16 protein-coding genes are annotated in these 13485 nt (G+C 42.1%); 10 read left to right on the top strand and 6 right to left on the bottom strand.

Going from position 1 to position 13485, the window contains the following annotated elements; genetic code table 11:
- Positions 1–44 precede the first annotated feature (44 nt).
- On the top strand, positions 45–1061 hold the full coding sequence (locus V7783_RS11275) for a metalloprotease (RefSeq protein ID WP_335678809.1): 1017 nt from the start codon (positions 45–47) through the stop codon (positions 1059–1061).
- A gap of 48 nt (positions 1062–1109) precedes the next feature.
- Here V7783_RS11275 and V7783_RS11270 read toward each other — a convergent pair whose 3' ends face one another.
- Both V7783_RS11270 and V7783_RS11265 read right to left on the bottom strand, forming a co-directional pair.
- Positions 1110–2420 carry a short-chain fatty acid transporter gene (locus V7783_RS11270; protein ID WP_335678788.1) on the bottom strand — a complete coding sequence of 437 codons (1311 nt, stop codon included), beginning with the start codon at positions 2418–2420 and terminating at the stop codon, positions 1110–1112.
- 83 nt (positions 2421–2503) lie between these two features.
- Complete coding sequence (locus V7783_RS11265) at positions 2504–3457, bottom strand: chemotaxis protein CheV (protein ID WP_335678787.1); 954 nt, start codon at positions 3455–3457, stop codon at positions 2504–2506.
- Between the two features lie 170 nt (positions 3458–3627).
- On the opposite strand from V7783_RS11265, the gene V7783_RS11260 reads away from it, so the two are divergent.
- Together V7783_RS11260 and V7783_RS11255 are read left to right on the top strand one after the other, a co-directional pair.
- Positions 3628–4695, top strand: coding sequence for a potassium channel protein (locus V7783_RS11260; RefSeq protein WP_335678786.1), 1068 nt, complete (start codon positions 3628–3630; stop codon positions 4693–4695).
- Positions 4695–4904 carry a hypothetical protein gene (locus V7783_RS11255; protein ID WP_335678785.1) on the top strand — a complete coding sequence of 70 codons (210 nt, stop codon included), beginning with the start codon at positions 4695–4697 and terminating at the stop codon, positions 4902–4904. The genes V7783_RS11260 and V7783_RS11255 overlap by 1 nt, the downstream gene beginning before the upstream one ends.
- A gap of 75 nt (positions 4905–4979) precedes the next feature.
- Here V7783_RS11255 and V7783_RS11250 read toward each other — a convergent pair whose 3' ends face one another.
- Positions 4980–6011: a cytosolic protein gene (locus V7783_RS11250; RefSeq protein ID WP_335678784.1), complete on the bottom strand. Its 1032-nt coding sequence runs from the start codon at positions 6009–6011 to the stop codon at positions 4980–4982.
- A gap of 167 nt (positions 6012–6178) precedes the next feature.
- Entirely contained in the window at positions 6179–6637 is a 459-nt protein-coding gene (locus V7783_RS11245) for an EVE domain-containing protein (RefSeq protein ID WP_335678783.1), read from the bottom strand.
- Positions 6638–6711: 74 nt separating this feature from the next.
- Here V7783_RS11245 and tesB point away from each other — a divergent pair, with 74 nt between their 5' ends.
- A complete protein-coding gene (tesB, locus tag V7783_RS11240; protein WP_335678782.1) occupies positions 6712–7569 on the top strand; it encodes an acyl-CoA thioesterase II in 858 nt (285 codons plus the stop codon).
- Here the strand turns inward: tesB and plsB are convergent.
- A complete protein-coding gene (plsB, locus tag V7783_RS11235; RefSeq protein WP_335678781.1) occupies positions 7566–10034 on the bottom strand; it encodes a glycerol-3-phosphate 1-O-acyltransferase PlsB in 2469 nt (822 codons plus the stop codon). The genes tesB and plsB overlap by 4 nt on opposite strands.
- Positions 10035–10111: 77 nt before the next feature.
- Complete coding sequence (locus V7783_RS11230; RefSeq protein ID WP_335678780.1) at positions 10112–10237, bottom strand: hypothetical protein; 126 nt, start codon at positions 10235–10237, stop codon at positions 10112–10114.
- A 211-nt stretch (positions 10238–10448) separates the two neighbouring features.
- Between V7783_RS11230 and rpsJ the strand changes: the two genes are divergently transcribed.
- The 6 genes from rpsJ to rpsS are packed head-to-tail and all read left to right on the top strand — an operon-like array spanning position 10449 to position 13481.
- A complete protein-coding gene (rpsJ, locus tag V7783_RS11225) occupies positions 10449–10760 on the top strand; it encodes a 30S ribosomal protein S10 (RefSeq protein ID WP_002957900.1) in 312 nt (103 codons plus the stop codon).
- A gap of 27 nt (positions 10761–10787) precedes the next feature.
- Positions 10788–11423 (top strand): 50S ribosomal protein L3, encoded by a 636-nt coding sequence (rplC, locus tag V7783_RS11220; RefSeq protein WP_054206125.1) that lies wholly within the window; start codon positions 10788–10790, stop codon positions 11421–11423.
- 17 nt (positions 11424–11440) lie between these two features.
- Positions 11441–12046: a 50S ribosomal protein L4 gene (gene rplD / locus V7783_RS11215; protein WP_054206126.1), complete on the top strand. Its 606-nt coding sequence runs from the start codon at positions 11441–11443 to the stop codon at positions 12044–12046.
- Positions 12043–12345 carry a 50S ribosomal protein L23 gene (gene rplW, locus V7783_RS11210; RefSeq protein WP_054206127.1) on the top strand — a complete coding sequence of 101 codons (303 nt, stop codon included), beginning with the start codon at positions 12043–12045 and terminating at the stop codon, positions 12343–12345. The genes rplD and rplW overlap by 4 nt, the downstream gene beginning before the upstream one ends.
- A 17-nt stretch (positions 12346–12362) precedes the next feature.
- Positions 12363–13187, top strand: coding sequence for a 50S ribosomal protein L2 (gene rplB / locus V7783_RS11205; protein WP_007376192.1), 825 nt, complete (start codon positions 12363–12365; stop codon positions 13185–13187).
- 15 nt (positions 13188–13202) lie between these two features.
- Positions 13203–13481 carry a 30S ribosomal protein S19 gene (gene rpsS, locus V7783_RS11200; protein WP_010561269.1) on the top strand — a complete coding sequence of 93 codons (279 nt, stop codon included), beginning with the start codon at positions 13203–13205 and terminating at the stop codon, positions 13479–13481.
- Positions 13482–13485 lie beyond the last annotated feature (4 nt).

Here is a 13485-nt window from a genome sequence, read left to right as displayed (position 1 = left end):
AAAATCGGTATACTAACAATATAATTTTTAAGCTTTAAAGTGACATCATGCAAATACAGCTAACTCTCGCTGAACAACAATTTAGTTTAGTGCTTGCAGGGCGACAAATTGTAAAAATTTTTCAGCAACAACAAGCGATTGGATTTGATAATCCGCGCGAAAACTATTTTGAATTTAAACTTGACGATCAAGTGATTGGCTTAGACACCAGTGCTGTGGTTGAACAAAGCTTATCACTACATATTAATGATCAATTTGTGCAACAACTCACCTTGCCGCCAATTGAAAAAACCAAACCTAAGCAAGGGCTACTTGGGATATTTGCGCTCGGTTTTAAGATATTTAAAAGTGCCAAAGTCGTTAAAGTGGCGTTAGCTGGCGCTTCCGTGGCCGGTTATGCGTGGCTGTTCACCTTTGAATTTGCCTTGATGCTGATAGCCTGTTTAGTGATCCACGAATATGGCCATGTTAGAGCGATGCAATATTTTGGTATTAAAACCAAAGGCATTTACTTAATTCCGTTTGTTGGTGGCCTTGCCGTCAGTGACGATAAAATTACCACCCGTTGGCAAGATGTGGTTATCTCGCTTATGGGGCCCGCATTTGGTTTGATCACCTCTGTTTTAGGTGTGGTGCTTTATTACGCCACCGAGATGGAAATCTTCGCAGGCGTTGCGGTGCTCAGCGCATTACTTAACTTATTTAACCTATTACCCATCTTACCGCTCGACGGTGGTCATGTCCTAAAGAGCATAAGCTTTTCAATGCGCTCTTGGATTGGCTTAAGTGTGTGCTTGCTTGGTGTGTTATTTGGTTTATGGATAAGCTACACCTTTGGCTTAATGCTATTGGTGTTTTTCTTATTCATCGGTGCGCTGGAAATCGTGTTTGAGTGGCGCGGCCGCCATTACTCGCATTTATTGCCACTGGACAAATACGGACAAGGTTTTTCAGCGGTAATGTATGCACTCGTCGTTGCAGGACACGTCGCGGTGATGATGCATTTTGCTGATTCAGAAAATCCGATTTTAAGCCTGCCGATGAAGATTTTATCGAGTTAATTTCTATAAGGCGCAATGAAAGATTGCGCCATTGAGTTTTGTCATGAATCAATAAAAACTCAATACCAAGGATATAAACACCCCTGTAATAATTAACTGCACTAAACAAAAACCCATAATGTCTTTGGCTTTTAAACCTGCGATAGCCAGTACTGGTAAAGCCCAGAATGGTTGAATCAGGTTAGTCCAAGCATCTCCCCAGGCTACCGCCATTGCTACGCGGGGCATGTCGGCACCTAAAGCCTGTGCTGCGGGTATTACGATAGGCGCTTGTACCGCCCATTGGCCGCCGCCTGATGGCACAAATATATTCACTAAGCCGGCACTTAAAAAACTCCAAAACGGCAATGATTCTGCGCTGGCTATGGCTATAAAGCCTTGCGAAATTTGTTGTGCTAAGCCGGTATCAACCATAATCGCCATGATCCCTGCATAAAATGGGAACTGGATAATAATTCCCGCGCCGCTGGGCACTGCTTGTTGTAGGCTATTAAGTAAATTATATGGCGTTTGATGTAGTAAAATGGCAGAAAATAAAAACAGCGCAATCACACTATTTAAATTAAGTGAGCCGCCATTAAAGATAAAATAGTTAACTAAATAAACTAGCCCAAGCATACCAATTCCTAGCCCTAATAACTTACTATGCTCAATTTTATCGGCAGGACGAGTCACTTTATCGGGTTTGGGGGTCGCTTCTATTAATAGGCTTTTATCAACATATATACTGTCTTCAGTGCTGGGTAACATATAGCGATTGACTAGTGGCATAATAATAAACAAGCCCACTACAATGGCGATATTAAAGCCTGAAAATAGCGTGTCACTGGTGTTTATTACGCCAATGCTCTGCTGTGAAAAATGCCCCTGCGTTGCGATAGTTAACGGAATTGAACCTGCTAAGCCACCATGCCAAACAATAAAGCCAGAATAGGCACTGGCAACCAGTAGACGATAATCAACCAGTGTCTGGCGAGCAATGGCTTTGGCAAACAAAGCACCAATCACTAAACCAAAACCCCAGTTGATCCAACTGGCGAGCAATGACACTAAGGTGACTAAGATAATCGCTTTTGGTGCAGTATTAGCAAGTTTTGCCAATTGCGTGAGCAATCGGCTCATAATAGGTGTGCTTGCTAACATGTAGCCGGTCAGTAATACCAGTAGCATTTGCATGGCAAAACTGAGTAAGTTCCAGAAACCACTGCCCCATGCTGTTAAAACTTGCTGTGGGCTTGAAGGCGTTACGAGTGTTGCAATTATAAAAGTTAGTAAGGTGAGTAAAATTACAAAGATAAACGGATCGGGCAGATAACGTTCTACTAGTTTTGTGAATGGCTTGGCAATTTTATTAAGCATAAAAGTGTATTTTTATTATGTGTGTAATGCCAATTAATCACGAAAACGTTTCATTGGCAAATAGACTAAAGCAGTAACGGCTGCTATGAAGGGTTGCTAGTCAATACTGCCTTGAGGCGGCTTTGCACTTCTTCAACCAGTAAATCAGGTTGGAATTTAGATAAAAACGCATTACAGCCCACCTTTTCTACCATAGCTTGGTTAAAGCTACCGCTGAGGGAAGTGTTAAGCACTACATGTAGGTTCTTTAAGCGATTATCGTTACGGATCTCATAAGTTAGTCGATAACCATCCATCGCGGGCATTTCAGCATCAGTGATCACCATCAGCAACTCTTTTTCTACATCCATGCCTTTATCGGCCCAGCCTTTAAGCATATTCAGTGCTTCAAGGCCATTGCTGGCAGGAATAATCTCAATGCCTAATTGGCTCAGTGTATCGCTCACTTGTTTACGCGCTGTGGGGGAATCATCAGCATGGAGAATTTTGCGCCCCACAAATTCGTTCACAATGCTTTTATCAAGTATTTCATCAGAAATTTGTACTTCGTATTCAACAATTTCTGCCAGTACTTTTTCCACATCGATGATTTCGACTAATTGCTCTTGGCCATCACGTTGAATTTTAGTGAGTGCTGTCAGGTAATGATTTTTACCAACAGAAGTCGGTGGCGGCATAATATCAGACCACGTCATATTGACGATTTGATCAACCTTACCAATTAAAAAGCCTTGCACGGTGCGGTTATATTCAGTGATAACTAGGTTACTGTCTTCAATGTTTTTGGCCGCTGGCATGCAAATGGCTTGGCGTAAATCAATTACTGGAATAGATTCACCGCGAATGTTAGCAACACCAGAAATTTTAGGATGAGCGTGAGGAATAATATTTAAATGAGGCAGTTTAACCACCTCTTTCACCTTAAACACGTTAAGGGCAAACAGGTGTCGGCTGTGCAAATAAAACAGTAATAATTCTAAGCGATTTTCACCAACAAGTTGAGTTCGCTGATCAACAGAAGCTAATACACCTGACATAACACACTCGACTATATAATTAATAAATTCAAGTATAGCTTACACTGTTCTGCTTTAAAAAAGCAGCCTAGATAATAATCTTAGTATTTATGTGCTGCACAGCCATTGCCATCATTTCAGCATTACAGTAACTTATCGCATAATTGATAGCTGAATAACCAAGTGGTGGCATGCCTTTTATATTTAAACGATTATTTTTATTAGTCAGAAATCATATTGATCAGGTCAGCTGGCAAGCTGTTGCAATTGCAACACTGTTGCATATGCTGTTGATCTGGGTACTGTTAGTTTTGGCTGGTGAAACCGCTTTAAGCCCCGTTAGTACCTTCGTTTACTACTATATAGTAACTACCTCAACGGTAGGCTATGGTGATTTTAGTGCCAGCACAGACTTGGGGCGATGGATTGTAGCAATACTGCAAATTCCATTTGGTTTAGCTTTATTTGGTGTTCTGTTAGGTAAAACAGGGCAAACAGTTACTTATTTAATTAGGCGCGCTATGACAGGTGATAAAAGTTTTTCGCATTTCAACAATCACATTATTATTTTTGGTTGGCATCAAACCCGCACTAAAAAAATGATTGATTATATCTTGGCTGACCAAAAACGCATGGATCGTCGAATTCTACTGGCGGTGACAGAGCAAATGGAACACCCCTTTTTAGCTAACGCACATGTTGATTTTGTGCGTTTATCGAGTTTTACCGACTGTGAAGAGCTTGAGCGTGTGGCGATTAAGCAAGCCGATAAAATTATTATTGATGGCCAAGATGACGACCAAACATTTACTACAGCGCTGCGTATCAGTAAATTAGTAAAAGATGACTGCCACATAAGTGCGCATTTTAATGATGAAAGTAAAGTTGAAATGTTGCTAGAGCACTGCCATAACGTGGAATGTTCAAGTGCTAAATCAGCTGAAATTTTAGTGCGCTCAATGCAAGATCCTGGCTCTAGTCGCGTACAAGAAGAGCTTTTATCAACCTTGCATGGTGATACTCAGTTTAGCTTAGTGATCCCCGCTGAGTTGGCTGAAATGGAGTTTGGTAAATTATTCCATCACTTTAAACACGATCATGATGCTATTTTACTCGGTGTTGCGCACAACTTAAGTGCCCAAAATATGGATTTAAATCCGCCACTTAATTACCCAGTTAATAGCGGCGATATATTACATTACATCGCTGTTGATCGTGTATTAAGCAGCGAAGTAGATTGGCAGGGATTGGCTAAGTAATGGGTGAAGTCGCGTTTTTAATTCTATTATTGAGCGCCTATATTCTACCTGTGGTAATCGTGCTCAATAGTAAGCGCACCCAAGGGCATGAAAAAAATGGTTGGTTAATTGGCATTATCCTCTTCTCATGGCTCGCATTAGTCATGTACTTTGCCATCATCCCTAAGCATGGCCATAAAAAGAAAAAGGCCAAGAAAAAGCAAGGCTAAGCGATCAGCTTACATATAAATTTTCCAGCCGTGCTTGGTTTAATCAGCACGGTTTTTTATTTTGGGCTACTTATTTTACTTTAGCTGTTTTAATTTGTGTTCTACTAAAGGATCATCAGGAGCTAGTTGTTTGGCTACTTCGAGCAGTTGAATGGCATCATTAGGGTGCTCATCTTGGTGCTTTAGGGCAACATCAATCAGTGGTTGAATATCAATTTTTGCTTGGTGTTCTTGCACATGCGCTTGTTTTTCATCAATAAGGATATTGTGTGCTTTGCTTAATAAGGCTTGGCGGTGCGTGGATTTGATATTCGCCTTGTTGAGCCTTCTATAATAGTCTTCTTTAAAGCGCAGAGTTTTTGTTTGTAAGCGAAATTGCGCAATATCAATTTGTTGGTGGCGAATAAAATCCACAGCTACATCTTTATAGAAACCAAATTTATTTAAGTAGGTTGCATGAACGCTGTGGCCCATACCAAATACCCGTAAGTGGGTTAATTGGGGGTAACGTTTAGCGTGAGCGCGGTCAATTCGATTAGTAGGGTCATAAATAATGTAGCCTTTAGCATGCCCTAAATCTAAGTCGTGGTAATCTCCCGTCCAATCAAACTTTTGAGCAATCTCGGTACTTGAGCGGTCATCCCATGGTGCTTTTTCTATATTTTTTGTACTAACAGGATGAAATAGCAACACTTTATCGAGCTTTAACAGATTAGCAAAGGCACCGACAGCAAAACCTCCTCGGCTTAAGCCATAGCCTAAACGCTCTTTAAAGCCACCTACAAGGGGGGCTAACTGTTCAATAAAAAACAGTAGATTACGATGCCTAAACCAGTTACTAATACCTAAGTGCTGAAAGGCAATAATATTCACATCTTGCTTTTTTGCGAGCCTGTAGGCCCACGGTGAGAAATCATCGGTAAGGTCATGTTCTTGGTAGTTTGTACCGGCAGGTGAAAAGGTAAACAGCAGGGGCTTATTCGCGTCGACGATATGATATTTTACATACACATCACCGAGTAAATCGCCTCCAGACATAGGTAATCTAGCTTGTTGCTCATCTTGAGGTAGAGTTAACCACTCATCTAACCAATATAATAACTTCATTTATCCCCCAACCCAAAAAAGCCACCCATTTTAGCAAATTCTATTAAATAAAAGAAACCTGACCTTATTTTGGGAATTTAATGGCGTAAACCGATGTTAGAAATGTAATGAGCCGCTTTCACCTTAGCTATGCTGTTTAATCGTTTACCGCAGTCGCCTAAAATAGCTTACTCGGTCATTTTTATAATTTCATGCCAATCATTCTCAGTGACCGGCATGATTGATAATCGTCCGCCTTTTTTAAGGGCTATTTCAGTAATCGCGCTATTGTCTTTAATCGCTTTAAGGCTAACGAGTTTATTGAGATGCTGTTTATAGGTTACATCAACCACTACCCATCGCGGCTTATCACTGGTTGATTTAGGGTCGTAATAATCGCTACTTAAATCAAATTGGCAAGGATCTGGATAAGCCTCTGCACTAACTGTTGCGATCCCCGCGACGCCAACCTGTTTACAGCTTGAATGATAAATCATCACTAAGTCGCCAAGTTTTACATCATCGCGCATAAAGTTGCGGGCTTGATAGTTACGTACACCTTCCCACACTGTTGTTTGATTTGGCGCGTTTTTTAAATCGTCGATTGAAAACGCATCAGGTTCTGTTTTAAATAGCCAATAAGCCATTGTTATCTCCCTTAGATTTACATAATTGTAGTCTATAGTATTATGTGGGTCTTGTCGGGATTGAGGATATATGAATGAGCCAAGTTTTAGATGATTTACTGTCGTTATTAACTTTAGAAGAAATAGAGCAAGGCTTGTATCGCGGGCAAAGCCAAGACCTAGGATTTGGTGCTGTGTTTGGCGGCCAAGTGATGGGGCAGGCACTTTCTGCGGCTAAAGAAACCTTGCCGCAAGGGCGGATTGTGCATTCATTGCACTCTTATTTTTTACGCCCAGGGGATGCAGCTAAACCGATTGTTTATGATGTTGAAACTATCCGTGATGGTAAAAGTTTTAGCACTCGTCGAGTGAAAGCGATTCAGTACGGCAAACCTATTTTTTATATGACGGCGTCTTTCCAAGGTCTTGAGGAAGGATTATCACACCAAGCGAAAATGCCCGATGTGCCTGCGCCGGAAGAACTTAAGTCATCGCTTGAATTTTACCAAGCCAATGCTGAGCATATTCCCGAGGTGATCCGCAATAAATTTATTCGTGAAGTGCCGATTGATATGCGCCCGGTCACTTTTCATAACCCGTTTAAGCCAGAAGTGATTGAACCGGTTAAACACATTTGGTTTAAAGCCAATGGTGATATGCCTGATGATCAGCGTATTCATAATTATTTATTAGCGTATGCGTCTGACTTTGAGTTTTTACCAACCGCATTACAGCCGCACGGTGTGTCGTTTATGCAACCCAATATGCAGGTAGCTACCATTGATCATGCGATGTGGTTTCATCGCCCGTTTCGTCTAGATGATTGGATTTTATATACCATTGACAGCCCAAGTGCTAGTTCTGGGCGAGGACTCGTGCGCGGCCAGTTCTTTGACCGTCAAGGCAACTTAGTGGCCTCAACGATCCAAGAAGGGGTTATGCGCCAGCGTTAATCTTGGCGCTGTGGCTGACAAGATGTATGCTCAGCTTGGCTGAGCACAATATCACTAATTGACTGCCAGACCCGTGCTGGCAGTAATGCTTTAAGATGCATATACACTTCGCACAGCTCTGTGCTGCCCTGCAAGCCATTATCTGTTTCGCTAATTAAACCTTGCTCGCGTAAGTTGCTAATAAAACCGACCAATACTTTTTTGTCGAAAAATTCCGGCGTTTTAATGCCGTGCAATGTCCCTAAACGCTCAGCCAGTACTTGGCTTTCACGTTCGAGCTCTTCGCGCTCAATGCCTAAACTTGTTTGAATAAAACCAGTCACAATCGCATAGCGCTGCAGTGTTAGGCTTAATGCCCGACCAAGTATTTCAAGCTTTGCTAGGCAGTCATTACTATTGGTGATTTTGATGTTATCACCATCAATCTCAATTAAGTCTTGATCTACAAAGCTGGCTAGGATGCGGGTAATGTAGTTTTCATCGAGTTCGTGTAAAAACCATTCCTTAGCAAATAATGGGTAAAAACAGTTAATCAATGCTTGGCATTGTGCAATGGTGGTTTTATGGCTTTTAAATATATGCAGCGCAAGTAAGCTTGGCACTGCAAAAACATGCAGAATATTATTGCGATAATAGTTAAACAGGGTTTTTTCTTTATCGCTAATAGCAATAATTTCGCCAAACTCATCGCTGATCACATCAAATTTATTTAGTTTTAACGCATGCGCTAATAGTTGTTCTGGGCTTTCATCTGGGATGGTGATTTTTTCACTGTAACTAGCACTGCGTTGCAGGTGTAAGTAAAAATCTAGCTGTGCTAACAATTTAGGTTTACTCAGTGCTTGTTTATCATTTACTAGCAATATCATTGCCAGTAAGTTAACTGAGTTAAGGGCTGCGGCACTGTTAATGTTAACCATCACTTTATCGGCAAGGGTTGCCACTTGGGGCCCAAGCCACTGTGGTTTTTGTACATCGGTAGGGTGAATAGAGTCACGCCAATCCGGTTGTTGCTCATTTAAATATTGGTTGATTGAGATAGGATCGCCAAAGTTTAAATAGCCACGGCCATAGTTTTTCAAATTTTTAATGGCTTTAAAAATACCAAAAATCGACTCGCCTTTTTTATCGTTGCCGGCAAGCTCTTTCAGGTAAGTATTGATTTCCATGACGTGCTCGTAACCAATATACACAGGCACAATCGAAATGGGTCGATCAATGCCGCGCAGCATAGCTTGTAGAGTCATTGCTAACATACCGGTTTTTGGTGGTAGTAAACGTCCTGTGCGACTGCGACCACCTTCGGTGTAAAACTTTACTGAATAACCTTTAATAAACAGCTGGCTTAAATATTCTTTAAACACGGCTGAATAGAGCTTGTTGCCCGCGAATGAACGGCGAATAAAAAACGCGCCAGAGCGGCGGAAGATACCACCGGCAGGGAAAAAGTTTAAGTTAATACCCGCTGCAATATGTGGTGGCACTAAACCTAAATGATAAATAGAGTAGGTAAGAAGTAAGTAATCCATATGCGAGCGATGGCAAGGCATATAGATGATCTCATGACCTTTATTAGTTAAGTCATGTAGCTGCTCGGTATATTTAACTTCAATGCCGTTATACAGTTTATTCCACAGCCAAGTGAGCGCGCGCTCAGCAACTCGAATGGTCGCGTCACTGTAATTGGCGGCTATTTCATCTAATAGCTTTAAGGCATTTTGCTGTGCCCGTTGGTGGCTGATGTTTTTTTCTTTGGCTTCAGTTTGAATCGCTTTTTTGATGGTTGGTGAAGCTAATAACGAATTAAATAGTTGCTCGCGTGAAGGCATTTTAGGCCCCGTCGCCGCTAGTTTTTGACGACGAAAATGCACCCGTGCCACGCGCAGTAATTTGTGGGGTAGTTCATCAACCTCAGCTTTTTCATTAACCAGTAGTGATAAGTCCAGTGGCTGACTAAAACGAATAAAGTTGTCACGGCCAGAGAACAGTAAAACAAAAAACTTACGAAACCAGCTTGGGGTAAGAGAGTGCGACACCAGTGTGCCTAACCCAGGCTTTTCTTTACCAGGATTACGGCCCCATAAAATGGTTACTGGCAGCACTTGGACGTTTTGTTCACCGTTGGCCAGTAATTGCTCAATAATTTGTTTGCCTTGATTAAGCGCATCAGTTGCTTTGGCCTTATCACCAAATAGTGGTGGCGGGTTTTGCAAACCAATAAAGCGCTCCAGTTCTTGACCACCTAAAAGTTGTGATTGTGTAGGAGAGGGTAAGCCAAACTTTTTGCAGACTTTATCCAGCGCCGCTAAATCTGAGCGGGCATTGAGCTTAACAATATAAAAGGTTGGATATGCCGGATTAAGGCCGTATTGTTCGATTGGGTTTTCAGGCAGCACCTTGCTTTTAACAAACAGGCTATTCATTACCTTAGAGACAAAATTCAAACAATAATTAAAAATACGCATCAACTCACCAACGTTAGAGGGTAAAAAGCAAAATAAGCGCAGATAATACCAAGTAATAACTGGACTGACCATTATCATTAATAGCAACGACCATTATCGCGCTCTATTACTATAGATAACTTCCTGTAATGACGACACGATGACAGCCCTTTTTCTGCTGTATAAATAACAACCATATCGGCAGTTTGAAATAGTTGTTGCATTTATCACCAATATCACTATAATACGCAGGCTTTCAAAATTCCCCCGGGAACTTGGAAGGAACATTAAGCTTGGATTTCAAGCTAATAAAACAGGAGTTCCGATTTGGAACTCAACGTAGATATAAATCAACAACCGGCATCTTATGTTTTTAAGATTGTTTCGGTCGTTTTTTTATGCTCTTTTAAATGCTCTTTATATTGAGGTTTAAGAATGTCAAATCAACGCATTCGTATTCGCCTAAAAGCTTTTGACCACCGTTTGATTGACCAATCAACGGCGGAAATCGTGGAAACTGCGAAACGCACTGGCGCACAAGTACGTGGTCCAATTCCACTACCTACACGCTTTGAACGTTTTACTGTACTTACATCACCGCACGTTAATAAAGACGCGCGTGATCAGTACGAGATCCGCACCCATAAACGTCTGATCGACATCGTAGAACCAACTGACAAGACTGTTGACGCACTTATGCGTTTAGATCTTGCTGCTGGTGTTGATGTTCAAATCAGCCTGGGTTAATCGAAAGATTAGAGAGGTTTTAGGAAAATGGCATTAGGTCTAGTCGGTCGTAAAGTGGGTATGACACGTATCTTCACTGAAGATGGTGTATCTATCCCTGTGACAGTTATTGAAGCGACACCTAACCGCATTGCTCAGATCAAATCTGACGCAACAGACGGTTATAACGCGCTTCAAGTAACCGCAGGCACTAAAAAAGCAAGCCGTGTAAACAAAGCAACAGCGGGTCACTTCGCTAAAGCTGGTGTTGAAGCGGGTCGCGGTCTGTGGGAATTCCGCCTAAATGGTGGTGAAGGCGATTTTGAAGTAGGCGCTGAGCTTACTGTTGAATTATTCAACGAAATCAACAAAGTTGACGTAACCGGTACTTCTAAAGGTAAAGGTTTCCAAGGTGGTGTTAAGCGCTGGAATTTCAGCATGCAAGACGCTACACATGGTAACTCTCTATCTCACCGTGCTCCTGGTTCAATCGGTCAAAACCAATCACCTGGTAAGGTGTTTAAAGGTAAGAAAATGGCCGGTCATATGGGTGCTGAGCGTGTAACGACTCAAAACTTAGAACTAGTACGCGTTGACGCTGAGCGTAACTTGCTTTTAGTTAAAGGTGCAGTACCTGGCGCTATCGGCGGTGACGTTATCGTTAAACCTGCTGTTAAAGCATAAGTCCTGGAGATTTAGTGATGGAATTAGCAATTAAAGACGCTTCTGGCGGTCTTGAAGTTTCTGAAGCTACTTTTGGACGTGAGTTTAACGAAGCATTAGTACATCAAGTAGTTGTTGCATACGCAGCAGGTGCTCGTCAAGGTACTCGTGCTCAGAAGACACGTTCTGAAGTAAGCGGTGGTGGTAAAAAACCATGGGCTCAAAAAGGTACTGGCCGTGCACGTGCTGGTACAATCCGTAGTCCAATTTGGCGTTCAGGTGGCGTTAGCTTCGCAGCTAAACCACAAGACCACAGCCAAAAAGTAAACCGTAAAATGTACCGCGGTGCGATCAAAAGCATTTTATCTGAATTAGTTCGTCAAGAGCGTTTAATCGTTGTTGAAAGTTTTGCTCTAGCAGCACCAAAAACTAAAGAACTAGTTGCTAAGCTTAAAGAACTTGAGCTTAAAGATGTTCTAATCGTAACTGAAGAAGTAGATGAGAATCTATTTTTATCGGCACGTAACCTGTACAAGGTTGACACGCGTGATGTAGCTGGTATCGACCCTGTAAGCTTAATCGCTTTCGATAAGGTACTTATTACAGCAGCTGCTGTTAAGCAACTTGAGGAGACGCTAGCATGATTCGTGAAGAACGTCTTTTAAAAGTGATCCTTGCTCCACATATCTCTGAAAAAAGCACAATTGCTGCTGAAGAAAACAACACAATCGTTTTCAAAGTAGTAAATGACGCAACTAAAGCTGAAGTTAAAGCAGCTGTAGAGAAGCTTTTTGAAGTGGAAGTAACTGGTGTTCGCACACTTAATGTTAAGGGTAAAACAAAACGTACTGGCGCACGTTTCGGTCGTCGTAGCGACTGGAAAAAAGCTTACGTTACTCTTAAAGAAGGCAGCGAACTAGACTTTGTCGGCGGCGCCGAGTAATAAGGGGAGTTAGAATTATGGCACTTCAAAAGTGTAAGCCAACTTCTGCGGGTCGTCGTCACCTAGTTAAAGTGGTAAACCCAGATCTACATAAGGGCAAGCCATACGCACCACTATTAGAGAAAAACTCTAAGTCAGGTGGTCGTAATAACAATGGTCGTATTACGGTTCGTCATATCGGTGGTGGTCATAAGCAGCATTACCGTTTAATCGATTTTAAACGTACTAAAGATGGCATTCCAGCCACTGTTGAGCGTTTAGAATATGATCCAAATCGTAGCGCAAACATCGCACTTGTATTATATGCAGACGGTGAGCGTCGTTACATTATCGCACCAAAAGGCTTAAAAGCTGGTGATGCAATCCAGTCTGGTGTTGATGCACCAATCAAACCTGGTAATGCATTACCTATGCGTAATATGCCTGTAGGTTCGACTGTTCACAACGTAGAATTAAAACCAGGTAAAGGTGCTCAAATCGCACGTTCTGCTGGTGCATACGTTCAAATCCTTGCGCGTGATGGTCAATATGTAACATTACGTCTTCGTTCAGGCGAAGTTCGTAAAGTTGAATCTGATTGTCGTGCAACACTAGGTGAAGTAGGCAATGCTGAGCATATGCTTCGTTCACTTGGTAAAGCAGGTGCAAATCGCTGGCGTGGTATTCGTCCGACAGTTCGTGGTGTTGCCATGAACCCGGTTGATCACCCACACGGTGGTGGTGAAGGTCGTACATCTGGTGGTCGTCATCCTGTGTCTCCATGGGGTAAGCCGACTAAAGGTGCGAAGACGCGTAAGAACAAGCGTACGGATAAATTTATAGTACGTCGTCGTACTAAGTAATATTGAGGAATAGCCATGCCACGCTCTCTCAAGAAGGGTCCTTTTATAGACCTACACTTGCTGAAGAAGGTAGAGAAAGCTTTGGAAAGCGGTGACAAGAAGCCAATTAAAACTTGGAGCCGTCGTTCAATGATCATACCTAACATGATCGGATTGACCATTGCTGTCCATAATGGTCGCCAGCATGTACCAGTTTTCGTTTCTGACGAAATGATCGGTCACAAACTAGGTGAATTTGCACCAACTCGCACTTACCGTGGCCACGCTGCGGATAAGAAAGCGAAGAAACGTTAAGAGG

This window comes from Pseudoalteromonas sp., from assembly GCF_036960685.1.
GTDB lineage: Bacteria > Pseudomonadota > Gammaproteobacteria > Enterobacterales > Alteromonadaceae > Pseudoalteromonas.
Note: the sequence above shows the minus strand (reverse complement) of the source record. Positions and strands in the feature narration are given on the sequence as shown.

Coding starts and splice junctions, on each gene's coding strand:
- rplC (WP_054206125.1), top strand. CDS start 10,788: ATGGCATTAGGTCTAGTCGGTCGTAAAGTGGGTATGACACGTATCTTC.
- rpsJ (WP_002957900.1), top strand. CDS start 10,449: ATGTCAAATCAACGCATTCGTATTCGCCTAAAAGCTTTTGACCACCGT.
- V7783_RS11250 (WP_335678784.1), bottom strand. CDS start 6,011: ATGAAGTTATTATATTGGTTAGATGAGTGGTTAACTCTACCTCAAGAT.
- rplD (WP_054206126.1), top strand. CDS start 11,441: ATGGAATTAGCAATTAAAGACGCTTCTGGCGGTCTTGAAGTTTCTGAA.
- V7783_RS11230 (WP_335678780.1), bottom strand. CDS start 10,237: ATGCAACAACTATTTCAAACTGCCGATATGGTTGTTATTTATACAGCA.
- plsB (WP_335678781.1), bottom strand. CDS start 10,034: ATGCGTATTTTTAATTATTGTTTGAATTTTGTCTCTAAGGTAATGAAT.
- V7783_RS11245 (WP_335678783.1), bottom strand. CDS start 6,637: ATGGCTTATTGGCTATTTAAAACAGAACCTGATGCGTTTTCAATCGAC.
- V7783_RS11255 (WP_335678785.1), top strand. CDS start 4,695: ATGGGTGAAGTCGCGTTTTTAATTCTATTATTGAGCGCCTATATTCTA.
- rplW (WP_054206127.1), top strand. CDS start 12,043: ATGATTCGTGAAGAACGTCTTTTAAAAGTGATCCTTGCTCCACATATC.
- V7783_RS11265 (WP_335678787.1), bottom strand. CDS start 3,457: ATGTCAGGTGTATTAGCTTCTGTTGATCAGCGAACTCAACTTGTTGGT.
- V7783_RS11260 (WP_335678786.1), top strand. CDS start 3,628: ATGCCTTTTATATTTAAACGATTATTTTTATTAGTCAGAAATCATATT.
- rplB (WP_007376192.1), top strand. CDS start 12,363: ATGGCACTTCAAAAGTGTAAGCCAACTTCTGCGGGTCGTCGTCACCTA.
- V7783_RS11270 (WP_335678788.1), bottom strand. CDS start 2,420: ATGCTTAATAAAATTGCCAAGCCATTCACAAAACTAGTAGAACGTTAT.
- rpsS (WP_010561269.1), top strand. CDS start 13,203: ATGCCACGCTCTCTCAAGAAGGGTCCTTTTATAGACCTACACTTGCTG.
- tesB (WP_335678782.1), top strand. CDS start 6,712: ATGAGCCAAGTTTTAGATGATTTACTGTCGTTATTAACTTTAGAAGAA.